The following is a 22665-nucleotide window of genomic DNA, read 5'->3' as shown; positions in this document are numbered from 1 at the left end:
TCCACCATGGGGGGATGGCCGCCTCGCAGCAGATCGTCTCGGTCGGCGGGCGGAGGCTGCGGCTGACGAACCTCGACAAGGTCGTCTACCCGGAGACGGGCTTCACCAAGGCCGACGTGCTCTCCTACTACGCCTCCGTCGCCTCCGCGATGCTTCCCCATCTCGCGCGCCGCCCGGTCACCCGGAAGCGCTGGGTCGACGGAGTGGGCACCGCCGAGCATCCGGGCGAGGTCTTCTTCGAGAAGAACCTCCCCTCCTCCGCCCCCTACTGGCTGAGCCGGACCCGGCTCGCGCACTCGTCGCGCGACGTCGAGTACCCGCTGGTCGACGACGTCGCCGGGCTCACCTGGCTGGCGCAGCAGGCGGCGCTCGAGCTGCACGTCCCGCAGTGGCGGGTGGGCTCCGACGGCGAGCGCCGTCCGCCCGACCGCCTCGTGCTCGACCTCGACCCGGGCGAGGGTGCCGGACTCGCCGAGTGCGCCGAGGTCGCGTTCCTCGCCCGCGACCTCCTGGAGGGGATGGGGCTGGCTCCGCTGCCGGTGACCAGTGGGAGCAAGGGGATCCACCTCTACTGCCCACTGGACGCCTCCGCCTCCAGCGACCAGATCTCGGCGGTCGCGCACGAGCTGGCGCGCGTGCTCGAGTCGGACCACCGCGACCTCGTCGTCTCGGACATGAAGAAGACCCTGCGCGAGGGCAAGGTCCTCGTCGACTGGAGCCAGAACAGCGCGGCGAAGACCACCATCGCCCCCTACTCCCTCCGGGGGCGCCTCCGGCCGGCCGCCGCCGCGCCCCGCACGTGGGAGGAGCTGGGTGCCGACAACCTGCGCCACCTGTCGCCCGACGAGGTGGTGGAGCGGCTGCGGAGCGACGGCGACCTCCTCCGCCCGCTGCTCGCCGCCCGGGGTGCCGGGCTCGAGCCGACCCCGGAGCGGATGGCGGGCTTCGCCGCGACGGACGCCTCCTCCGACCGCCTGGCGACCTACCGCAGCATGCGCGACGCGTCGAGGACGCCGGAGCCGGTGCCCGAGGCGGGGTCCGCGGGCTCCTCCTCGGGCGACTCCTTCGTCATCCAGGAGCACCACGCGCGGCGCCTGCACTACGACTTCCGGCTCGAGCACGACGGCGTCCTGGTCAGCTGGGCGGTGCCGAAGGGCCCGCCGCTGGAGGGCGACCCGAACCGGCTCGCGGTGCAGACCGAGGACCACCCCCTCGAGTACGCGACCTTCGAGGGCACGATCCCGGCCGGCGAGTACGGCGGCGGCGAGGTGCGCATCTGGGACGAGGGCACCTACGCGCTCGAGAAGTGGCGCGAGGGGAAGGAGGTGATCGCGGTGCTGACCGGCCGCCCCGACGGCGGGCTCGGCGGCGAGCCCCGTCGCTACGCCCTGCTGCACACGGGCTCGAGGGAGGGCGCCGAGAAGAACTGGCTCCTGCACCTGATGGCGCCGGGTCCCGCTCACGGGCACGGGACGCAGCGACGGGGCCGGGCGGCCGCGTCCGCCGCGTCGCCCGCTCCCCGCCCCGCACCCTCCGCCGACCGCCCGGCCGAGGACTCCGCTCCGCGCCGCCACCGCCCCATGCTCGCCACGGCCGGACGCCGCGGCGACGTGGACCCCGGGGCCGCGATCGAGATGAAGTGGGACGGCTACCGCGCTCTCGTGCGGGTGCAGGGCGGCACCGCGACCCTCACGAGCCGCAACGGCAACGACCTGACCGCGGCGTTCCCCGACCTGCTCGCCCCGCTCGCCGAGGCCGCCGCCGACGCCGTGCTCGACGGCGAGATCGTCGCCCTCGACGCTCGCGGGCGCCCCGACTTCGGCGCCCTGCAGACCCGCGGCGGGCTGACGAAGCCGCGCGAGATCGAGGCGGCCGCCCGGTCCACTCCGGTGCACCTGATGGTCTTCGACCTGCTCGAGCGCGCAGGAGAGGACCTGACCGGGTGCGATTACGACACCCGTCGCTCGGCACTGGTCGAGCTCGTCGCCGAGAACGAGCGCGTGCACGTCCCGTCCGTGTTCGACGGCGACCTGGAGGAGGCGATGGCCACCAGCCGCACCCTCGGCCTCGAGGGCGTGGTCGCCAAGCGCCGCGACTCGCGCTACCAGGAGGGCAGCCGCTCGCGCGACTGGATCAAGCTCACCCACCACCGGCTGCAGGAGGTCGTGATCGTGGGCTGGCGCGAGGGCGAGGGCGGCCTCCAGGGGTCGGTCGGGGCGCTGCTGACCGCGATCCCCGGCGAGGACGGGCTCGCGTACTCGGGCCGTGTGGGCACCGGCTTCAGCGACCGCGAGCGCCGCGGACTGGTCGACCGCCTGGCCGAGCACGCCACCGAGGAGCCCGCCGTCTCCGTCCCTCCGCTCGAGTCGCGCGGCGTGCACTGGGTGTCGCCCGTCCTGGTCGGCGAGGTCCGCTACCGCGAGCGCACCGCCTCCGGCACCCTCCGCCAGCCGGTCTGGCGCGGCTGGCGCGCCGACAAGGCCGCCGAGGACGTCCGCGTGGTGGAGCCGGGCAGCTGACCCTCCGGTCTTCCGACTGCGAGGCCCGGCATCGCCGCTCGCGCCGCCGATCCGCTGCGGCCCCGGGCACCTCAGTCCAGGCGCACCCCGCGCAGCAGGAGGAGGGTCGCGCCGACCGCGGCACCGGTGCCGATGAGGACGCCGCCCGCTCCAGCCGCCGCCGCGAGGACGCCGAGGAGACTGGGCAGGGCGATCAGCCCGAGGCGGTTCCCGGCCAGGCGCAGCGCGAGGGCGCGGCCGTGGCGGTCGGCGGGGGTGCGCTCGATCAGCCAGGACATCGTGATGGGCTGGCCGATCCCGAGGCCCAGGCCGAGGGCGGCGACCGCGACGAAGAGGAGCACGGTCGGCGCGGGCAGGGCGACCAGCACCAGGCAGAGCGCCGAGATCAGGATGCCGCCCACCATCACCCGGGTGCGCCCGAGCCGGGCGGTGGCCGCGCCGAGGAGGAGCCGCGAGGCCATCGACGCGAGCGCGCGCACGGTGAGCAGGGCTCCGACGACGCCGGCCGGGAGCCCGCGCTCGGCGCCGAGGGCGGGGAGGTAGACGACGGTCAGGTCGACGGCGGCGACGACGGTCGCGCTGGTCAGCAGGGCGCGCGCGAGGCCCGGCACCCGGAGGAGACCGAGCGTCGAGCCCGGAGCCGCCGCCCCTTCCGCCGCGGGTCCGCGCGGGGACGGGCTGCGGATCCCCGCCGTCGAGACGAGCAGCAGCACCGCGAGGATCCCGCCCACGAGGAACAGCGGCGCCGGGTCGGGCCGCACCGAGCCGCCCGCGAGCACCGGGATGAACGCGGGCCCGATCGCCTGCCCGAGCGACGCGGCGAACGTGTAGTAGCCGAAGCGGCTGTCGAGCCGCGTCCCTCCGGTGCCGCCCGCGACGACGGTCTGCTGCCCGACCACGCAGCCCAGGTGCCCCGCGCCGAGCAGGGCGATGCCGAGGAGCAGCCCCGCGACGCTCCCGCCCGCCAGGAGCAGCACCGCGGCCGCTCCCACCGCGACGAGCGAGCCGACGGCCATCACCGCCCGGGCGCCGACCCGGTCGACCAGCCCGCCCACCGGCAGCGCGATCAGCAGCGGCACCAGCGCGAACGAGGCGCCGAGCGCCCCGAGCGCCCAGGCCGGCACGTCGAGCCGGATCGCCTGGTAGACGGCGGCCGGCCGGAGCAGGAACGCGACGGCCTGGATGAGCACGGCGTGCGCGAGCAGGGACGGAGTCGCCAGGCGGTTCCGCACGCACGCTCCTTCCCGCGGCGCTCGGCCGAGCACCCGCTCCCCCATCCTCCTCCCGGTGCCGCCGCCGAGTCGCCCGGGAAGGATCGTCCTGCCCCCTCGAGAACGGGCCTTCTCGTGCGACTCAGCCCTGCGGCGGCGGCGAGGGGAGCGCGTGCGCGGGCAGGGTGCCGAGGCGGTGCCGGCCGCGGAGGAGGAACCAGGCCAGGCCGATCCCGACGACCGCGGCGATCACGACGACCGCGCTCCAGCGCAGCTCCTCCCCGTAGACCTCGACGCGCGGCCACGCGAGGTCGACCGTCATCGCCGCGCCCCAGAGCACCGCGACGATGTTCACCGGCAGGCCCGCGCGGCCGAGCGAGAAGCGCCCGGGCGCGGCTGCGGGCCACCGGCCGCGGAGCCGGGCGATCAGCAGCGGCACCGTCACCAGCAGGTAGGCGAGGTAGATCAGGATGACCGCCACGCTCGTCACGGCCGTGAAGATCGCCGGCGTCCCGATGTTCACGACCAGGATCAGCACCGCGAGCACCCCCACGACCAGCGCCGGCGCCACCGGTGTCCCGCGCCGCGGGTCGACGCGGGCGAGCACGCGGCTGCCGGGCAGGGCGTTGTCGCGGGCCATCGCGAAGATCAGTCGGATGGCCGCCGTGTGCACCGCCAGCGCGCACACCGTGATCGCGACGACAACGCAGAGCAGGAGGACCGATCCGAGGGGGCCGCCGAGCACCTGCAGCACGATCCGCTGCAGCCCGCCCGACGCCTGCCCGAGCGCCGGGTCGGCGAGGTCGGGCGCCGAGAGGATGCCCAGCAGCAGGATGAGGCCGCCGAGGACGAAGGAGGCGGTCACCGCCCGCAGGATCGCCGTCGGCGCGGTCCGGCGCGGATCGACCGTCTCCTCGCCGAGCGAGCCCGCGGTGTCGAACCCGTACATCACGTACGCCGACGCGATCGCGGCGATGAGGAACGCGCCGGCGTACCCGCCCGGCGTGCTCCCGCCGTAGCCGCTGGTGTCGAGCAGCACGGTCGGCGGATGCACCACGTTCACCGCGAGCACCGCCACCAGCAGCACCGCCGCGACGAGCTCGATCAGCACGCCGACGCTGTTGATCCGGGCCATCAGCTGCACGCCGCGCGCGTTGACCGCGGTGGTGAACGCGATCAGCAGTCCTCCCCAGACCACCGCGCTCACCCCCGCGGAGCCGCCGAGCTGGAACCCGCTCCAGATCTGCGGGAGCGTCGCCTGGTACGCCAGCACGACGGCCGCGAGCGTGACCACGGACGCGGTGGCCATCAGCCAGCCCGCCATCCAGCTCACCGTCGGCCCGGCGAGGCGCTTGCTCCAGTTGTAGACGGAGCCGGCGACCGGGTAGCGGGCGGCGAGCTCGGCGAAGCACAGCGCGACCATGAGCTGCCCGGTGAACACGATCGGCCAGGACCACCAGTAGGCGGGACCGCCGAGCGCGAAGCCGAAGGAGAAGAGCTGGAACGTGCCGGTCAGGATCGAGATGTAGCTCACGCCCGCGGCGAAGCTGCCGAAGCGGCCGATGCCGCGGGTGAGCGAAGGGCGGTACCCGAACTCGGCGGTCCCGTCGTCAACGTCCTCGGCGGTGCTCATCGGGCTCCCCCTCGCGGGCACGCTCGTCGCACCGAGGTCAGGATGCCAGCCGCCGCCCGGCCGCACGACTCCCCCGTCCCGGGCGTCCGTCAGCGGGTGCTCAGCGCTCGCCCCGCTCCCGGTGCACAGGACTCGGGCGGCCCCCGCGGACGGGAGCGGCGTCAGCCGTGCGCCGCGAGCCGGGTGCGCTGGGGCACCAGGAGCTCGAGCAGCTCCTCGACCCCGTCGACCCGCTGCGGCTCGACCGGGTGCCCGGGTCCGCACGGCTTGTAGGCGGGCGGATCCACGTTCAGGACGTGCCCGACGGGCCGCCCCTTCTCCCAGACCGTGAGGAGGAAGGCGCCGTCCCGCTCGTCGGGGGCGCCGATCTCGAAGACCCGGCCGCGCACGATGGCGCACTGCGGCTCCTTGCGCGCGAGGCGCACCCAGAAGGGATGGTCTCCGGTCATCGTGCCCGTCCTCCCCGGCCGACCCGCGGCCGTGCCCGTAGCGGTCGACCGGTGATCGTGTCGTCGGCGACCCGCAGGGCCACGGTACGTCCGCCTCCCCTCAGCCGATCAGGGGGTTCACTGCGGAGCCTCGCAGTGGTAGCGGACGCCGGTCGCGCCCGGACGCGCACGACGGGGAACCACTCACTGCTCGTAGGAGTCCTCGTAGTCGGCACCACTGGTCAGCTCGCCGTCGCCGGGTTGCACGGGATGCTCGCCGGTGAGCGCGTCGATCCGCGCGCGCAGCCGTGCCACCTCCGCCGCGTTGTCCGGTTCGGGCAGGTCGCTCGGCGTGGTCTCGACGATGAGGGCGGCCGCGGCGTTCACGAGGAAGGTGGCGTCGACCGTCCCGCCGTCGGCGCCGATCCCCGTGTACTCGACGGTGTCGGCCGCGCCCTTCGAGGCGAGGGCGACGGCGTATTCGACGAGTGCGTCGGCCGCCTCGTCCCCCACCAGGATCGTCTTGTCGGCGAAGAGGATGTGCTTCATGCCGCCCATGCTCGGCAACGCCGGCTGCGTGGAGGGAGGAGGTTGACAGAGGACCGCCGCTGACGGAAGACCTGGACAGATCGAGCAGAGAATGGCAGACCCGGGTTGTCGGATCCGTCCGGTCTGCGGAAGGGTGGAGGCAACGGCGGGCGTCTGCCTGCCGGAGATCAGGGGCTGGAGACGCCGATGGGGAAGCTGCACTACGACGGGACCGTCGAGATCGACTTCGAGGACCGCGTGCTCGCGCACCTGCAGATCGTCATCACCGCGAAGCTGCGCCGCAACGAGTCGTTCCTGCTCAGCTGGCGCGACGACCACAGCATGGGCGACGGCCGCAGCGCGATCTGGATCCACCCCTCCCACGCGCTCCGCTACAAGTACTTCGGCGGCCGGATGCCCCGCATCAACCCCGCCTGGATCTCCGCGCTCACCGACCTCGCGAACTCCGCGGGCGGGCTGTACGTGATCTCGGAGCCCGCCGAACCGGTGCGTCCTCCGGCGAAGGGCGACCAGCTGTGAAGCGCATCGACCTGATCTACAACGGCACCGCCTACACGGTCAACAACAGGAGCCTCGAGGAGTTCCGCGCCGAGGTCGAGGCCGCCCTCGCCTCCCCGACCCCGCAGTGGCTGACCGTCAACTACGGCGAGGGACGCGCGAACCCGGCGCTCCTCCTCATCACGCCGTACACCCCGCTGTCGATCATCACGAACGACTTCGACGAGCTCAACGCAGAGCACGAGTAGCGGCGGACCTCGGGGAGGTCAACCACGTCGTCCGGTCGATCCGCGCCCCGTACCGTCGGGCAGGACCTCGTCGACGTCGTGCGCGGACCCCGCACGGCGACACCCGATCGACACCGCCCGCGCCCCGGCGCGCAGAACAACGGCCGCGGACACCCGGCCAGGAGCCGTGATGACAGATCCCGCCTTCGCCGTCCTCGACGACCTCATCGCCGCCCTCGAGCGTCCCGGCTCGATCGACTCCGGCCTGAGCCGCTCCGTCGCCGTGCAGGCCGCCGTCCTCCGGCTCCCGTCGCCCCGCACCGCGCACCGTCCGCGCCCGACGAGCCGCTTCACGGGCCGTCGCCTCGTGCGCCCGGGCAGCGCAGCCAGGCGGGCTCCCGCGCGTCACCGCGTCGTGGTCCCCGCCGGTCCGGCGGAGCGTCGCTCCGAGCGGAGCCGACGGCTAAAATGGGCGCGGTGACCGACTCCGACGCTCTCTGCGACCCGTATCTGCGCGGGTATCCGATCGACGGCGTCGCGATCTCCACGCTCGGCAGCCCCTTCGGCGGCGAGACCGTCGCCGCGAGCGACAGCACCGCGAGCCGGCTGGACGAGATCCAGATCGACCTCGGCGAGGGCCCGTGCTGGGAGGCGATCCGCGCTGCCGGCCCCGTCTCGGTGCCGGACACCGGCGCGGAGGAGCGCTGGCCGCTCTTCACCGAGGCGATCGGCCCCACGGCGGTGCGCGCGGTCTTCGCCTTCCCGCTCTCGATCGCGGGGCTCTCGATCGGCGCGGTCGACCTCTACTCCCGCCGCCCCACGTCGCTCAGCGACTCCCTCCTCGGCCGGATCAGCGCCTCGACCACCGCGACGGCGCTGCTGGTGCTTGCCGCGGTGCTGCGCGACAACGAGGTCGAGGAGAGCACGAATCCGCGCTCGCGACGCGTGGTGCACCAGGCGACCGGCATGATCATCGCGCGCTACGGCAGCACGGCCGAGGAGGCGCAGCTGCTGCTGCGCGCCCACGCCTTCGCCCAGCAGCGCTCCGTCGTCGATGTCGCCTCCGGCATCGTGGCCCGGCACGACGGGTTCCCCGACCGCCCTCTCACCGCCCAGGACGACACATGGTGACGAACTCCCGCGAGCGCAGCGTCATCCAGACGTTCGTCGCCCTCTCCGACACACTGGTCGACGACTACGACGTCGTCGACTTCACCCAGACCCTCGTGGAGAGCAGCGCGACCCTCTTCGACGCCGTCTCGGCGGGGCTCGTCCTCGCCGACTCCACCGGCTCCCTCGAGGTGCTCGCCTCCACGGACGAGGACACCCGGCTGATCGAGCTGCTCCAGCTCGACAGCGGGTCGGGCCCGTGCATCCAGTGCTTCGAGACCGGGCGGCCGGTGATCGTCGAGGACGCCCGCGCCGTGGGCGAGGAGTGGGCGGAGTTCCGGACGCTGGCGGTCGAGCTCGACGTGCTCTCGGCGCACTGCGTGCCGATGCGCTCGGCGGGGACGACGATCGGCTCCCTCAACCTCTTCCAGGCCCGGCCGGGGCGGCTCGATCCTGACGACATCGCGGTCGTGCAGGCGTTCGCCGACGTCGCGACGATCGGGATCCTGCACCAGCGCGCGCTCCAGCAGAGCACGGTCACTCAGGAGCAGCTGCAGCACGCCCTCGACAGCCGGGTGCTGATCGAGCAGGCGAAGGGGATCCTCGCCTACGCCCACCGCACCACGGTCGAGCAGGCCTTCGAGGTGCTGCGGGTCCGCGCGCGAGCGACGTCGACCCCGATCACGACGCTCGCCCAGGAGATCATCCGCGACTACCGGCGCTGACGCTCCGCGCCCGCGGAGCAGGAGCGGGGCGCATCCGCGCCGGCGGCGCCGCGGCTCGGAGCTCAGTACTCGTTCTCGAGCTCCCACGTCGCGCGGGGGTCGACGTCCGAGGCGGGCACCGGACCGCCCGCGCCGTCGAGCGCGTCGAGGCGCTCGAGGATCTCGGCGCTCGACTCCGCCGCTGCGCTACCGGTCCCTGCGACCACCAGGGGGACGCCGAGCCCGACGGTGAGCGTCACGACGGAGGAGGGGGCCGAGTCGTCGGCGACGCTGACCGTGCTCATCCGGTGCTGCTGCGCGAGCGCGAGCGAGTAGCGGACGACGGCGTCGGCGGTCGCGTCGTCGAGGGAGAGGGAGCCTCCGGTGTGGAAGAGCGTCGTCATGGTCAAGTCCTCGCAGGGCAGGCGGATGGGCATGGTTCCGTCACCGGGGGCCAGGATGCGGTGCGTTCACGCTACGCCCCGGGCGCTCGCGGGTGCAGGTCTTGCGCCGAGGCGTGCCCCTGGCGCATGGTTCGCTCCCGACGCCCGAGCAATTCCCCCATGGCTCTGAGGCGGCCCACATGTTAACGTGAACAGACGCGTCGGTCCCCTCGGCTCGACGCATCCCTCCCCTGAAGGAAAGGTCTCGACGATGAGACGACGCTCCCCGGAGCCCCCTGCCGCCGCGCCTCGGCGCCGCGTGCGATCCCTCTTCCTCTCCGCTCTCGCCTGCACGAGCGTCGCCCTCACCGGCGCTCTCGTCCCCGTCTCGGCGCAGGCCGTCGACGTCCCGGCGCCCACCGCGCACTACGACATGTCCCACGCCGGCTCGGCCCTGCTCGACATCTCGGGCAACGGACGCAACGCCACCCTGACCGGCCTCACCGACGCGTCCTTCGCGAACGCCGGCGGCGACCAGGTCGCCCGGTTCAAGAACGACGGCTACGCGAGCCTCCCCCAGGGCCTGGTCACCGGAGCCGACAACGCGTTCGCCGTCGAGTACACGGTGAAGACGCAGACCACCGCCAACCAGTTCGGCTGGGTCATCGGCGACGGCGTCGGCCCGTGGAACACCACGCAGCTCGGCAACCACGTCTTCGTGAACCCGCGCAACCCGGACGGCTCGCCCAGCGGACAGGTCCTCGCGGGCATCCGCGTCAAGGAGCCCACCAGCAACGGCGAGACCCGCATGCCGTTCGGCGGCACGCTGAACCCCGGGTTCACGACCCTCACGCTCGTCGGCACCGGCACGGGGTCGAGCACCGTGCTGACCCTCTACCGCGACGGCACGCAGATCTCGACCGCGAACACCACGAAGTCGATGGCGAGCATCGTCCCGTCCGGGTCCACGCTCGGCTACCTCGGCCGCTCGCTCTACTCCGGCGACGCGCTCGTGACCGCCGACGTCACCGACGTGAAGTTCTGGGACACCTCCCTCACCGCCGAGCAGGTCGCCTCGAGCATGCCGACCGCCGCGGCGAAGGCGTCCGCGACCTCCGCCCTGCTGCGCTCGGACATCCAGCCCGTCCTGCTGGCCGGCAACCCGTCGCTGGCCCAGGTCTCCTCGAACCTGACGCTGCCCGCCTCCAGCAGCGGCGTCCCGCTCACCTGGACCTCCTCGAACAGCGCGGTCGTCTCGACCACCGGCGTCGTCTCGCGCTCGATCGCGCAGAACACCCCGGTCACCCTGACGGCGACCACCGCCCAGGGCGCGACGATCGCCTTCGAGGTGGTCGTGCTCGCCCCGAGCATCAACGACGACCTCGACGCGCTGAAGCTCGCCACGCGCACCACCGAGAACCTCCCCCTCGCGGTGAAGGGCGCCCGGAACGGCACCGACATCACCTGGACCTCCTCGGACCCGGCCCTCGTCACGCCGACGAACACCTCCTACGCGGCTCCGGCGGTCGGCGCGGCCGACCCCTACCGCGGCGGCGGCGTCGTCACCCGGCCGGCCTACGGCTCCGGAGACAGGACCGTCACCCTCACCGCGACGGCCACCCTCAACGGCGTCACCGAGACGCGCGCCTTCACGCTGACGGTCGCCGAGCTCGGCCGCACCGCTCCCGACGCGGGCTACGCCTCGGCGTACTTCAAGTCGGACGGCGACGAGAAGATCTACCAGGCCGCGACCTCGGGCAACGACTTCTTCACCTTCTCGCCGGTCAACGGCGGGAAGGCGGTCATCACCTCGACGACCGACACGAAGGGCCTGCGCGACCCGTTCATCCTCCGCTCGCACAACGGCGACAAGTACTACATGGTCGCCACCGACCTCTGCATCTCCTGCGGCACCGGCTGGGGCGACGCCCAGTCCAAGGGCAGCCTGAAGATCGAGGTCTGGGAGTCGACCGACCTGGTGCAGTGGACCCGCACCAACGGCGCCGACACCGGCATCACGGTGAACCAGCCGGCCGCCGGAATGACCTGGGCGCCCGAGGCGTACTGGGACGACGCCCTGCAGTCCTACGTCGTGTTCTTCTCCTCGCGCCTCTACTCCGACGCGACGAAGACCAACAGCGACAAGCTCTACGCCCGCGTCTTCTCCGTGATCACCCGCGACTTCCGCACCTTCACCGCTCCTCCCGCCACCTGGCAGGACACCGGCTACGCGCGGATCGACTCGACGATCACGAAGATCGGCGACTACTACTACCGCTTCACCAAGAACGAGGAGGGCGGCGCCGCCGGCACCCTCGAGGCCGGAAAGGACATCTTCCTCGAGAAGTCGAAGGTCCTGACCGCCGGGACGACCTCCTCGAACTGGAGTGCCGACCCGAACACCACCTGGCAGCTCACCGACACCCGGATGACCTCGCTCGAGACCGGCCAGGCCGGTGAGGGACCCGAGATCATCAAGCTGAACGCGGGCGACCCGAACGACACCACCGGCACGGGCGACGGCTACGCGTTCCTCGTCGACAACTACGGCGACGGCGGCTACAAGGCCTTCCTCACCTCCGGAGCGGCCATCGCCGGCAGCTCGCAGACGAACCGCCTCTCGCAGTCGGCCGACTGGAACGTCTCGCCCAAGAGCCGCGCCGGCCTCCCGGCCAGCCCGCGGCACGGTGCGTTCGTGAGCGTCCCGCAGACGGTCCTCACCGCCATGAAGAACTGGACCGGCGTCACCGCCGTCGACTCCACCACGACCCTCACCGCCGACGGCCGCACGGTCACGGCGACGGTCGCGGCGGCCGACAAGGGCGACGTCGTCGGCTCGGTCACCTTCACCGGCGGCTCGTGGACCTCGACCGTCCCGCTCTCCGGCGGCTCGGCGAGCGTCTCGGTCCCGGCGGACGTGACCGGCGTCACGGCCTCCTACACCGGGTACGCGGACAAGCTGGTGCGCACGTCGGTCTCGGCCGTCGTCCCGCTGGACACCCTCGAGCTCGTCCCCGCGGTCGCCACGCGCTGCGTCGCCGGCAAGATCGTGCTCACCGCGACCGTGAAGAACACCGATACCGCTGCCGCGGACGTCACGATCACCTCGGCCTACGGCTCGAAGTCGGTCACCGCGGTCGCTCCCGGCTCGTCCGCCTCCGCCGCCTTCACCACCCGCCTGGCCTCGATGCCGGCCGGCACGGTGACGGTGACCGGATCGGCGACCGGCCAGCCCGCGTTCACCGCGACGGTCCCCGTGGCCGCCGCGCGCTGCTGACGCACTGACGACGAAGGGCCCCCTCCTGCGCTCGCGCGGAAGGGGGCCCTTCGTCGTTCCCGGGTCAGACGGTGGGAGCGAGCAGGTCCGCGTGGTGGGCGGCCGCCACGTTCGGGTGGGCCCGGAGCCGGTAGCGCAGCGCGTTCTCGCCGTAGGTCTCGAGGATCGGCGCGTTCGTCGGGTCGACCGAGAGGCCGGACTTGAGCTCCTCGGGCAGCGGGAGCGAGGGCATGGTGGCCGAGAGCGCGGGATTGAAAAAGAACGGGATCGAGATCCGGTCCGTTCCGATCAGCGGCGAGATCACGCGGTGCAGCGTGGCCTTGAGGTAGCCGCCCGTGGCGAGCTCCAGCATCTCGCCGATGTTGACGACGAACGCGCCCTCCATCGCGGGTGCCTCGATCCACGAGCCGTCGTGCTCGACCTGCAGGCCGCCCTTGCCGGGCTCGACCAGCAGCAGCGTCAGCACGCCGCCGTCGCGGTGCGCGCCCACGCCCTGCTTGGGCTCCGGGTCGGAGGTGCCCGGGTAGCGGACGACCTTCACCAGCGAGAACGGCCGCTCGGCGAACGCCTCGTCGAACACGTCCTCCGGGGCGTCGAGTGCGACGGCCCAGGTGCGCAGCAGCCGGATCGCGACCGCCGCGAGCTCCGCGTGCCAGCGCTCGAAGACCTCGCGGAACTCCGGCAGCGCCTCGGGCCAGAGGTTCGGCCCCTCGAGGCGCTCGTAGTCGGCGACGCCGGGCCCGGCGGGAACGGCCGGTCGGTCGATGCCGATGTCGACCTGCTCGCGGTAGTCGACGTCGCCGTTGGTGAGCTCGGCGCCGAAGCGAGTGTAGCCGCGGAACTGCGGGCTGAGGGTGTTCTCGATCGCGAGCTTCTCCTCCTCCGGCAGGTCGAAGAAGCGGCGGGAGACGGCGACGACGTCATCGAGGAGGTCCTGGGGCACGCCGTGGCCGACGAGGTAGAAGAATCCCACGTCGTGCGTGGTCTCCCGGAGGTCGCGGCGGAAGGCGGCGGCCTCCGCCTCCCCCCGGTCGAGGCGGGACAGGTCGAGGATCGGCAGGGAATCGGTCATGCACTGACTCTCGCGCACGAACCTGCACAGCAGTCGATTGTTACGACAACCAAAACGGCGGGCCCAGCCACGGCGCGGAAGAGGTTCCTCCGCTCCGCGACCGGGCCCGCCGTGAGCGCCGAGTGTTACGGCGTGGGCATGCCGCCGTTGACGTGCAGCGTCTCGCCGACGACGTAGCTCGACTCCGGGGAGGCGAGGAACACATAGGCGGGAGCGAGCTCGGCCGGCTGACCCCAGCGTCCGAGCGGCGTCTGCGAGCCGACCTCGGGCAGCTTGTCGGACGGCTGGCCGCCCGCGGTCTGCAGCGGCGTCCAGATCGGGCCCGGGGCGACGACGTTCACGCGGATCCCCTTGGGCGCGAGCTGCTGCGCGAGCGCCTTCGAGAACGTGTTGATCGTGGCCTTCGTGCTGGCGTAGTCGACCAGCATCGGCGACGGCTGGTAGGCCTGGATCGACGAGGTGCTGATGATCGCGGAGCCCGGGGCGAGGTGCGGCACGGCCGCCTTCGTCATCCAGAACATCGCGTAGACGTTGGTCTTGAAGGTCTCGTCGAACTGCTCGTCCGAGAGCTCGAGGAAGTCCTCGACGTGCTGCTGCTTGCCCGCGTTGTTGACGAGGATGTCGAGTCCGCCCAGGCCCTCGACGGCCTTCGCGACGGCGCCCACCGCGAAGTCGTGGTCGGTGATGTCACCGGGGATGGCGACGGCGGTGCGTCCGGCCTCCTCGATCAGCGCGACGACCTTCTTCGCGTCCGACTCCTCCTCGGGGAGGTAGACGATCGCGACGTCGGCGCCCTCGCGGGCGTAGGCGATGGCGACGGCCGCGCCGATGCCCGAGTCGCCTCCGGTGACGAGCGCCTTGCGCCCGGTCAGGCGGCCGGAGCCGCGGTAGGTCGACTCGCCGCGGTCGGCGGGGTCGTCCATCTTCGAGTCGAGGCCGGAGCCCTCCTGGTACTGGGCCTCCGTGTCGATGTCGGCGAACATCGCGGTCGGGTCTTGGAACGTGTACTGGTCGTTCTGCGGAGTCTGGTCGTTCTGCGAAGTCATGTCTCGACGCTAGGCGCGCGGGATCGGCGACCGCGCGTGCTTGACAGCCCCGATCCGCCAGGACACAGGAGGTCTTCAGGAGCCGCGGAGCCCCCCGGATCGGGGAGAATGGTGCGGTGACCCGCGACGACTCCCTGTCCTTCGACACCACGGCGCCGCTGCCCGGCTGGCAGCACGCCTACTCCGGCAAGGTGCGCGACCTCTACACCCCCGACGACGCCGACCCCGTGCTCGGCGCCGACCGCATGCTCGTCGTCGCCAGCGACCGGGTCAGCGCGTACGACGCGGTCCTCGAGCCAGGGATCCCCGGCAAGGGCGAGCTGCTGACCACGCTCTCCCTCTGGTGGTTCGCGCAGCTCTCCGACGTCCCCAACCACCTGATCCCGGGCGCGATCCCCGAGGCGGTCCGCGGCCGGTCGATGCTGGTGAAGACGCTCGACATGTTCCCGATCGAGTGCGTCGTGCGCGGCTACCTCTCCGGCAGCGGCTGGAAGGAGTACCGGGAGACGGGCTCCGTCTGCGGCGTCCCGCTCCCCGAGGGCCTCCAGGACGGCGACGCGCTCCCCGAGCCGATCTACACCCCGGCCTGGAAGGCCCCGCAGGGCGAGCACGACGAGAACATCACCTTCGAGCGCACGGTCGAGATCGTCGGGGAGGAGGCCGCGGAGGCGCTGCGCACCCTCTCGCTCGCCGTCTTCCGCGAGGCGTCCACCATCGCCCTGGCCCGCGGCGTGCTGCTGGCCGACACGAAGTTCGAGTTCGGGGTCGACCGCGGGACCGGAGTCGTCACCCTCGGCGACGAGGTCCTCACGAGCGACTCCTCCCGCTACTGGGACGCCGACGACTACGACGCCGGCATCCGCGGCCGCTCGTTCGACAAGCAGATCGTGCGCGACTGGCTCTCCGACAACTGGGACGGCCAGGGCCTCCCGCCGACCCTCCCGTCCGAGATCGTCGAGCGCACGGCCGCGCGCTACCGCGAGCTCATCGAGCGCCTCACGCGCTGAGGCACCGGAACGACCTGTGGACGATCACCACCCTCGCGTCCGGCTGGAGGCCCGCGGCGAGGATCCGGACGAGGCGCGGCACAGCCTCGCGCGGCTCTACAACGGCGACGAGTGGCGCGCCGCCACCACCGCGGCCGACTTCAGCTACCGCTACGCCGCCATCGGCGACGGCGGGATGACCCTCCGCACCTCGCAGATGTCCGGGCGCCTCGCGGGCGGCGTGGGCGACTCGGACGACGTCGTCGTGCAGTGGATCGTGGGCGGCTCCGGCCGGATCGACGTCGGCCGCGCCTCGATCGCGATGGAGGAGAACCGTCCCGTCCTCTTCCCCGTCGGCCGGCCGTTCGCCTTCGACTACGTCGACTTCGACCAGCGCCTGGTGCACCTCGACCGGGGAGTGGTCGACCGGATCGCCGCCGAGCGCGGCCTCGTCGGCTCCCTCGTCTTCGACTCCGAGCACCGCCCTGACGCCGCGGCGATCCGCCGCTGGCGCACGGCCGTCGCCGACTCCGCCCGCGCGCTGCGCAGCGAGCGCGTCGAGCCGCTGCTCTGGGACGAGCTCACCCGCGCCACGGCCTCCGCGCTGCTCGACCTCTACCCTCCGGAGTCCGCTCCGGTCCCGCCCGAGCTCCTCGCCCCCCGGAACGCACGGATCCGCACGGCCGTCGAGTACGTGCACGCCCACTGCAGCGAGCCGATCGGCCCCGCCGAGATGGCGGCGGCGTCGGGCCTGACCGTCCGGGGCCTGCAGTCCGCGTTCCAGCGGGTGCTCGGGATGCGCCCGATCGCCTACCTGCGCCTGGTGCGGCTCGACCGCGCCCGGGTGGAGCTCGCCGTGAGTCCGCCCCTCGGGACGACGGTCGCCGCCGTCGCCCGGCACTGGGGCTTCGGGAACGCGGGCCGCTTCAGCGCGGCCTACGCGGAGCGATTCGGCGAGTCGCCGAGCGCCACGCTGCAGCGCTGATCAGTCGACGAGCTCGGGCGGCGGCTGCCCCTCAAGGATGCGGCTGAGGCCGTCGAGCAGCACCGCGACGGTCGCGGCCTCCGACTCGGGCACCTTCGCGACCATCGCGCGGATCTGCTCGTAGGTCGGGTCGTCGGTGCCGACGATGGCCTTCTGCGCGCGCTCCGTCAAGCAGAGGATGCGGCCGCGGCCGTCGGACGGGTCGGGAGTGCGGTCCACGTAACCGGCGCGGGCGAGGCGGTCGACGAGGAGGGAGACGGCCGCCGTCGTGATCGACAGGGCCGCGGACAGGTCGACGGCGCGGACGATCTCGTCGCGCCGCTCCCCGACCCCGATCAGCCGCAGGGCCGCGAGATCCGTGGCGCCGATGCCCAGGCGCCGCTCCACACGGCCGTCGTAGTCGCGCTCCGCCGTGCGCAATCGCGCGAGCAGAGCGAACAGGTCTGGCCGAGCGTCCATCGAGGTGCACCTTCCGAGCGGCAGGCGCCCCGGACGGGAACTCGCTGCCCCCATCGAACCACTTCTCCGGCGATCGGACGGCGTGTGTCCCGAAAGCGCAGTCGGCGCCGAGACTGTTAGTCAACCGACTTAGCAATACCTAGTGTCGACGGTGCGGCACGCCTTCCGTGCGCCGCCGACGGTGAGGAGGTGCGCGCGATGGGACGACTGCTCTACGGCGCACCCGCCAGCTCGCACTCCTTCGAGGACCGCGCCCTGGCCCACCTCCAGACCGTGATCACCTCGCGGTTCCGCCGCGGCGAGGGCTTCCTCCTGACGATCGAGGACGCCGAGGGCCGCCGGTCCGAACTGTGGCTCCACCCCGGCATCCCCACCCGCTACGAGTACGACGGCACCGCCGCGATCGAGCTGAACCCGCACTGGCTGCGCGAGCTCTCGAACGCCTCGAACGGCCGCCTCGGCCTCCACCTCCTCCCCGAAACCTCGTCGCCCGACGACCTCTCCGTGAAGAAGATCCCCGCATGAGCGACCACAACGGCACACTGTTCCGGCGCGGAGGCACCGTCCGCTTCGTCCGCTGGATCTCCTCCCGCGACGGCGGCTGGGCCCCCGAGATCGTGCAGGGGCGCTACCTCGAGCGCGACGACCGCGGCTGGCTGGTCGAGATCGAGGGCACCCCGACGGTGCTCGCGAAGGACGACTGGGCCGTCTACCGCTGACCGGCCGTGCGCTCGGCGTACTGTTGAGCAGGTGCGTTCTCGTGATCGCCGCGGCATCACCTCGGCTCCCCTCCTCCTGACGACCATCGGAACGACGAGCCTCGTCTTCCTCTGCGCGTTCGAGTCGCTCGCCGTGACGACGATCATGCCGATCGTCAGCGCCGATCTCGACGGCCGCGCCCTCTACCCTCTGGCCTTCGCGGCGACGCTCGCCGCCGCCGTGGTCGGGATGGTCGCGGCCGGATCCTCCGCCGACCGCCGCGGCCCGACGCCGTCGCTCGTGGTCGCGATCCTGCTCTTCACCTTGGGCCTCGTGGCCGCGGGCGCCGCGCAGGCGATGCCGGTCTTCGTGGCGGCCCGCCTGCTGCAGGGGCTGGGCAGCGGAGGGATCACCGTCACCCTCTACGTGCTCGTCGCGCGGGTCTACCCGAGCGAGCTGCATCCGAGGATCTTCGGCGCCTTCGCCGCGGCCTGGGTCGTACCGTCGCTGGTGGGGCCGCTGGTGGCCGGAGTCGTCGCCGAGCTCGCGAGCTGGCACTGGGTCTTCTTCGGAGTCGTCGCCCTGGTGGCCCTCGCGAGCGCCGCGATCGCGCCGACGCTCCGCTCGCTCGAGCCGCGCGAGCGCCTCCCCTTCGATCGCCGGGCAGTGGGCCGCATCGCCCGCGCCGTGGTCGTCTCGGCCGGAGTCGTCGTGCTGAGCACGAGCGCCGAGCTCGCGCCCGATCTCGCCGGGCTCCTGGCCGCGGCCGCCGTGGTGGTCGTGGTCGTGGCGGTTCGCGCGCTCCTGCCCGCGGGCACGCTTCGCGCCCGGGGCGTCCTGCCGTCGGTGATCCTCCTCCGCGCCCTCGTCGCCGCCGCGTTCTTCGGCACCGAGGTCTACCTGCCGCTGCTGCTCTCGGAGCAGTACGGCCTGCCGCCCTGGCTCTCGGGCGCCATGCTCACCGCGGGCGCCGTCTCCTGGGCTCTCGGCTCGAACATCCAGGGACGCCCGGGTACCCGCCTCAGCCACGGCGGAGCGATGCGGCTCGGCACGTCGCTCGTGCTCGCCGGCATCGGAGTCGTGCTGCTCGTCACGGTGCTCGCCCTCAGCCCGATCGTCGCGGGCGTGGGCTGGTTCCTGGCCGGCGGCGGCATGGGCACGATGTTCCCGCGGATGGGGACGATGACGCTCGCGCTCTCCGCTCCGGGCCGGGAGGGCTTCAACAGCTCGGCCCTGCAGATCGCCGACTCGACCGGCGCCTCGGTCTCCCTCGCGCTGACGGGCCTCCTCGCGGCGGCGGTCACCGGCCTGATCGGGGCCGGGACCGGGGTCTTCGCCGCGACCTTCTCGTACGCCGCGCTGATCGCGGTCGTCGCGGTCGGTCTGGCCGGCCGGCTCGACGGGCTCCTGCGCCGCGAGGGACGCCGGGAGCCCGCCGAGCAGGCTCAGCTGTAGAGCGACTCCGGCACGTCGAGGCCGTAGATCGCGCGGCCGGACGACCAGATCACCGAGCAGGCGGCCCGGAGCAGATCGGTCGCGTCGTCGCCGGCGTCCAGGATCACCACGGAGTCGCCGTCGAGGCGGACCTTGGCGCCGCGGACGGCGTGCGTGCCGTTCCGCGAGACCGTCGTCGCCGGGTAGGGCAGGTGCAGCTCGCGCAGGTCGCCGAGGATGTACGTCGGCCGGAGCTTGGGCTCCGCGGCGAGGAGCTGCTTGGCCCGGTCGATCCCGGTGAGCACATGGGCGCTCTCCATGTCGGCGCCGTTCGCGCCGGCGATGTCGGTGTCGAGCCGGTCGCCGAGGAACAGCGGGTTCGTCGAGCCGAAGCGCGCGGTCGCCGCGTCGAAGATGGCCCGCTCGGGCTTGCCCGCGACGACCGGGAGCCGACCGACCGCGGTGTGCACGGCCGAGACGAGGGTCCCGTTGCCCGGGGCGATGCCGCGGGCGACGGGGATCGTCCAGTCGGTGTTCGTCGCGACCCACGGGATCCCCGTGTGGAGCGCGAACGAGGCCTCGGCCAGCTGCTCCCAGCCGACCGTGGGCGCGAAGCCCTGGATGACCGCCGCCGGCGAGTCCTCCGCGCTGCGCGACACGGTGAACCCGGCGCGCTCGACCTCGGAGGTGAGGCCCTCCGCCCCGACGACGAGGATCGTCGAGCCGGCCGGCACCAGGTCGGCGAGCAGCACGACCGCCGCCTGCGGGGAGGTGACGACGTCCTCGGGCCGGACGCTCAGCCCCAGCTCGGAGAGGTGCCCGGCGACGGAGGCGTCCGTGCGGGAGGCGTTGTTGGTGATGTAGCCGACCCGCAGCGTCTCGGCCGCTCGGTTGAGGCTCTCCACCGCGAAGGGGATCGCGTCGGCACCCTTGTAGACGACCCCGTCGAGGTCGGCCAGGACGGAGTCGCGGCCGTCGAGCGGAGTGGGCTCAGTCCTGCTGCTGCGGAACATCGCCGTCCTCCTCGGTGGTGCCGGCGGATTCGACCGACTCGTCGGCGGTCGGCTCCGCCGAGTCGAGAGCCTCATCCGGGTCCGTCTCGGCGAGATCGTCGGACTCGAGGGACTCGTCCGCGAAGGTCGGCTCGTCCGTGTCGACGAGGTCGGCCTCGGCGCCAGCGGTCGCATCGGCGTCGTCCGCGTCCGCGTCGTCACCGTCGGCGATCTCCTCGGAGACGGTCCGCCGGGCGTCGTCCTCGTCCGCGTCGTCGACGGCGGTCGGGTCGTCCTCGTCCTCGTCGTCCAGGTAGTCGTCCGCGTCGTCGACCGCGGTCCCTTCCTCGGTTCGATCGGGAGCGGACGCGGCGCCGGCCGCCTCGTGCTCCTCCTCGATCACCTCGATCGTCTCGTCGTCACCGCCGCCCTCGGCCGCGAAGACGGCCTGCGCCGCGATGTCGGCGCGACGCTGCCACTCGGCCGCCTCCTCGGAGCGGCCGACCTCCTCGAGGACGAGCGAGTAGGCGGCGAAGAGATCCGGGCTGTACGAGAACGCGCGGTCCGGGTCCAGCTGCGGGATCTCGAGCTCCATGAGAGCGAGCTCCGCCTGCCCGAGGTCGAGGCGGGCGCCGGACATGGCGATGGCCAGCGACACCTGCGCGCCGGGGCTCAGCGTGGTGCGGTCGATCGACCGTCCCAGCTCGAGCGCCTTGTCGGGCCGGCCCACGCCGCGCTCGGAGTCGACCATCAGCGGCACCTGCTCGTCCGAGCCGGAGATCCTGCGGAACGTGCGCAGCTCGCGCAGCGCCAGAGCGAAGTCGCCCGTCGCGTACGCCGAGATGGCGAGCGACTCGCGGACCACGGCGATGCGTCCCGCGCGACGGGCCGCCGAGAGCACATGGCGGTGCGCGAGCTCGGGATCCTCCTCGAGGAGGCGGCCGGCCATCACCAGGTGACGGGCGACCCATTCGGCGTTGTCCTTCGAGAGCGTGCGCAGCTCGTTGCGGGCGACCTTGTCGAGGTCCTTGGCCTGCACGTCGTCCGGAAGGTCCGGGTCGTCGTGGCGCGGGCGCACCGACTGGAGGGAGCGCCGCTCGCGCTCCTCCTCGGTGAGCTCCGGCTCCTCGCGGGGGCCGCCGCGTCCGCCGCCGAAGCCCTCGCGTCCGCGTCCGCCGCCCTGGCGGTCTCCGCCGCCCCGACGATCGTCCGACCACGGCCGGCTTCCCCCGTCGCGCGATCCACCGCGGAACGGAGGGCGCGAGTCACCGTCACGCTGCGGACGGGAGTCGCCGCCACCACGGTACGAAGGGCGGGAGTCACCATCCCGCTGCGGACGCGAGTCGCCACCGCGATAGGGAGGACGCGAGTCACCGTCCCGCTGCGGACGGGAGTCCCCACCTCCACGGAAAGGAGGACGGGAGTCACCATCACGCTGCGGACGAGAGTCGCCACCGCGATAAGGAGGACGAGAGTCCCCATCGCGCTGCGGACGGGAATCCCCACCGCCACGGTAAGGAGGACGGGAGTCCCCATCACGCTGCGGACGCGAATCCCCACCGCCACGGTAAGGAGGACGGGAGTCCCCGTCGCGCTGCGGACGGGAATCGCCACCACCACGGTACGGAGGACGCGAGTCCCCATCACGCTGCGGACGGGAATCGCCACCACCGCGGTACGGAGGACGCGAGTCACCATCACGCTGCGGACGCGAATCCCCACCGCCACGGTAAGGAGGACGGGAGTCCCCATCACGCTGCGGACGAGAGTCCCCACCACCACGGTATGGAGGACGAGAGTCCCCGTCGCGCTGCGGACGGGAATCGCCACCACCGCGGTACGGAGGACGCGAGTCACCATCACGCTGCGGACGGGAGTCGCCACCGCCACGATAGGGAGGACGAGCATCACCGTCGCGGCGGGGGCGGGAGTCGCCCGAGCCGCCGCGATCGTTCGAGGAGCGGCCGGGGCCGCCGGCGCGAGGCGGCCGCTCGTCACGACGTCCGGAGTCCCGGTCGTTGCGGTCGGATCCTGAGTCGTCCATGCGTTCCTCGCCTGTCGTGGTGATGCTCTGTGGAGTTGACCCGCCCGAGGGCGGGGAGGACGGCCGTAACCGTCGCACCACCCTAACCCGCACCGCGCTCCAGTGAGCAGCGGGGATCCGAGGTGGTGGTTAAACAGCGATGGCCACCCATTTCTGGGTGGCCATCGTGAATGGTGTCCGGCGGTGTCCTACTCTCCCACAGGGTCCCCCCTGCAGTACCATCGGCGCTGAGAGTCTTAGCTTCCGGGTTCGGAATGTGACCGGGCGTTTCCCTCTCGCTATGGCCGCCGTAACCCTGGCGACACACGCGCCCGAGGGCACATGGTCAAATCTGGGTTACACGCCGTGCGTGTATTCAATTGTTCCGCTCCTCCCGAAGGAGGATGCGGGGTGCCCGTCTTCTGGGAAC

Annotated in this window: 22 protein-coding genes and 1 rRNA gene; 12 read left to right on the top strand and 11 right to left on the bottom strand. The window is 72.7% G+C overall.

From position 1 onward, the window contains the following. Window positions 1-14 precede the first annotated feature (14 nt). Window positions 15-2519 (top strand): ATP-dependent DNA ligase, encoded by a 2505-nt coding sequence (locus tag C5C50_RS07475; protein ID WP_104273196.1) that lies wholly within the window; start codon window positions 15-17, stop codon window positions 2517-2519. A 71-nt stretch (window positions 2520-2590) separates the two neighbouring features. Here the strand turns inward: C5C50_RS07475 and C5C50_RS07470 are convergent, their stop codons facing one another. The 4 genes from C5C50_RS07470 to C5C50_RS07455 form a co-directional block, all read right to left on the bottom strand. Next, on the bottom strand, window positions 2591-3751 hold the full coding sequence (locus C5C50_RS07470) for an MFS transporter (protein WP_159940156.1): 1161 nt from the start codon (window positions 3749-3751) through the stop codon (window positions 2591-2593). Window positions 3752-3872: 121 nt separating this feature from the next. Next, window positions 3873-5363: an APC family permease gene (locus C5C50_RS07465; RefSeq protein WP_104273195.1), complete on the bottom strand. Its 1491-nt coding sequence runs from the start codon at window positions 5361-5363 to the stop codon at window positions 3873-3875. 161 nt (window positions 5364-5524) lie between these two features. Next, complete coding sequence (locus C5C50_RS07460) at window positions 5525-5812, bottom strand: hypothetical protein (protein WP_104223782.1); 288 nt, start codon at window positions 5810-5812, stop codon at window positions 5525-5527. A 183-nt stretch (window positions 5813-5995) separates the two neighbouring features. Further along, the gene (locus C5C50_RS07455) at window positions 5996-6340 is read right to left on the bottom strand and encodes a hypothetical protein (RefSeq protein ID WP_104260837.1); all 345 of its coding nucleotides are present in this window, start codon (window positions 6338-6340) and stop codon (window positions 5996-5998) included. A 186-nt stretch (window positions 6341-6526) separates the two neighbouring features. On the opposite strand from C5C50_RS07455, the gene C5C50_RS07450 reads away from it, so the two are divergent. From C5C50_RS07450 to C5C50_RS07435, 5 genes are all read left to right on the top strand, one after another. Further along, entirely contained in the window at window positions 6527-6859 is a 333-nt protein-coding gene (locus C5C50_RS07450) for an ATP-dependent DNA ligase (RefSeq protein ID WP_104223784.1), read from the top strand. After that, window positions 6856-7086, top strand: a complete 231-nt coding sequence (locus C5C50_RS16680; RefSeq protein WP_104226801.1) for a hypothetical protein — start codon at window positions 6856-6858, stop codon at window positions 7084-7086. Before C5C50_RS07450 ends, C5C50_RS16680 begins: the two co-directional genes overlap by 4 nt. A gap of 169 nt (window positions 7087-7255) precedes the next feature. Beyond that, window positions 7256-7546 (top strand): hypothetical protein, encoded by a 291-nt coding sequence (locus tag C5C50_RS07445; protein ID WP_104273194.1) that lies wholly within the window; start codon window positions 7256-7258, stop codon window positions 7544-7546. Then, window positions 7543-8196 carry a GAF and ANTAR domain-containing protein gene (locus C5C50_RS07440; protein ID WP_104351715.1) on the top strand — a complete coding sequence of 218 codons (654 nt, stop codon included), beginning with the start codon at window positions 7543-7545 and terminating at the stop codon, window positions 8194-8196. Before C5C50_RS07445 ends, C5C50_RS07440 begins: the two co-directional genes overlap by 4 nt. Further along, window positions 8190-8900 carry a GAF and ANTAR domain-containing protein gene (locus C5C50_RS07435; RefSeq protein WP_104239019.1) on the top strand — a complete coding sequence of 237 codons (711 nt, stop codon included), beginning with the start codon at window positions 8190-8192 and terminating at the stop codon, window positions 8898-8900. Before C5C50_RS07440 ends, C5C50_RS07435 begins: the two co-directional genes overlap by 7 nt. 62 nt (window positions 8901-8962) lie before the next feature. Here the strand turns inward: C5C50_RS07435 and C5C50_RS07430 are convergent, their stop codons facing one another. Continuing rightward, window positions 8963-9283 carry a hypothetical protein gene (locus C5C50_RS07430; RefSeq protein ID WP_104273193.1) on the bottom strand — a complete coding sequence of 107 codons (321 nt, stop codon included), beginning with the start codon at window positions 9281-9283 and terminating at the stop codon, window positions 8963-8965. A 298-nt stretch (window positions 9284-9581) separates the two neighbouring features. On the opposite strand from C5C50_RS07430, the gene C5C50_RS07425 reads away from it, so the two are divergent. Then, entirely contained in the window at window positions 9582-12539 is a 2958-nt protein-coding gene (locus tag C5C50_RS07425) for a glycoside hydrolase family 43 protein (RefSeq protein WP_258067700.1), read from the top strand. A 64-nt stretch (window positions 12540-12603) separates the two neighbouring features. On the opposite strand, the gene C5C50_RS07420 is transcribed toward C5C50_RS07425, so the two are convergent. Together C5C50_RS07420 and C5C50_RS07415 are read right to left on the bottom strand one after the other, a co-directional pair. After that, window positions 12604-13611 (bottom strand): isopenicillin N synthase family oxygenase, encoded by a 1008-nt coding sequence (locus C5C50_RS07420; protein WP_104233812.1) that lies wholly within the window; start codon window positions 13609-13611, stop codon window positions 12604-12606. 125 nt (window positions 13612-13736) lie between these two features. Further along, the gene (locus C5C50_RS07415; RefSeq protein WP_104223791.1) at window positions 13737-14657 is read right to left on the bottom strand and encodes a glucose 1-dehydrogenase; all 921 of its coding nucleotides are present in this window, start codon (window positions 14655-14657) and stop codon (window positions 13737-13739) included. A 116-nt stretch (window positions 14658-14773) separates the two neighbouring features. Between C5C50_RS07415 and C5C50_RS07410 the strand changes: the two genes are divergently transcribed. Together C5C50_RS07410 and C5C50_RS07405 are read left to right on the top strand one after the other, a co-directional pair. Then, window positions 14774-15664 carry a phosphoribosylaminoimidazolesuccinocarboxamide synthase gene (locus C5C50_RS07410; RefSeq protein WP_258059453.1) on the top strand — a complete coding sequence of 297 codons (891 nt, stop codon included), beginning with the start codon at window positions 14774-14776 and terminating at the stop codon, window positions 15662-15664. A gap of 16 nt (window positions 15665-15680) precedes the next feature. Next, a complete protein-coding gene (locus C5C50_RS07405) occupies window positions 15681-16628 on the top strand; it encodes a helix-turn-helix domain-containing protein (protein WP_104273192.1) in 948 nt (315 codons plus the stop codon). Here the strand turns inward: C5C50_RS07405 and C5C50_RS07400 are convergent, their stop codons facing one another. Next, the gene (locus C5C50_RS07400; protein ID WP_104326055.1) at window positions 16629-17087 is read right to left on the bottom strand and encodes a MarR family winged helix-turn-helix transcriptional regulator; all 459 of its coding nucleotides are present in this window, start codon (window positions 17085-17087) and stop codon (window positions 16629-16631) included. It lies immediately after the preceding gene. 198 nt (window positions 17088-17285) lie between these two features. Here C5C50_RS07400 and C5C50_RS07395 point away from each other — a divergent pair, with 198 nt between their 5' ends. The 3 genes from C5C50_RS07395 to C5C50_RS07385 are packed head-to-tail and all read left to right on the top strand — an operon-like array spanning window position 17286 to window position 19241. Next, window positions 17286-17612, top strand: a complete 327-nt coding sequence (locus C5C50_RS07395) for a hypothetical protein (RefSeq protein ID WP_104223794.1) — start codon at window positions 17286-17288, stop codon at window positions 17610-17612. Continuing rightward, window positions 17609-17806, top strand: coding sequence for a hypothetical protein (locus tag C5C50_RS07390; protein WP_068256013.1), 198 nt, complete (start codon window positions 17609-17611; stop codon window positions 17804-17806). The genes C5C50_RS07395 and C5C50_RS07390 overlap by 4 nt, the downstream gene beginning before the upstream one ends. A gap of 31 nt (window positions 17807-17837) precedes the next feature. Continuing rightward, the gene (locus C5C50_RS07385) at window positions 17838-19241 is read left to right on the top strand and encodes an MFS transporter (protein WP_258067699.1); all 1404 of its coding nucleotides are present in this window, start codon (window positions 17838-17840) and stop codon (window positions 19239-19241) included. Here the strand turns inward: C5C50_RS07385 and C5C50_RS07380 are convergent. The 3 genes from C5C50_RS07380 to rrf form a co-directional block, all read right to left on the bottom strand. Beyond that, window positions 19232-20233, bottom strand: coding sequence for an HAD-IIA family hydrolase (locus tag C5C50_RS07380; RefSeq protein ID WP_104273191.1), 1002 nt, complete (start codon window positions 20231-20233; stop codon window positions 19232-19234). The two genes, C5C50_RS07385 and C5C50_RS07380, sit on opposite strands and share 10 nt — an antisense overlap. Next, the gene (locus tag C5C50_RS17265) at window positions 20211-21290 is read right to left on the bottom strand and encodes a hypothetical protein (RefSeq protein ID WP_258067697.1); all 1080 of its coding nucleotides are present in this window, start codon (window positions 21288-21290) and stop codon (window positions 20211-20213) included. The genes C5C50_RS07380 and C5C50_RS17265 overlap by 23 nt, the downstream gene beginning before the upstream one ends. A gap of 1141 nt (window positions 21291-22431) precedes the next feature. After that, a 5S ribosomal RNA gene (rrf, locus tag C5C50_RS07370) occupies window positions 22432-22548 on the bottom strand. Window positions 22549-22665 lie beyond the last annotated feature (117 nt).

It is taken from the genome of Rathayibacter sp. AY1D9 (assembly GCF_002932395.1).
Taxonomy (GTDB): domain Bacteria; phylum Actinomycetota; class Actinomycetes; order Actinomycetales; family Microbacteriaceae; genus Rathayibacter.
This window is presented reverse-complemented; position numbering and strand designations above follow the sequence as displayed.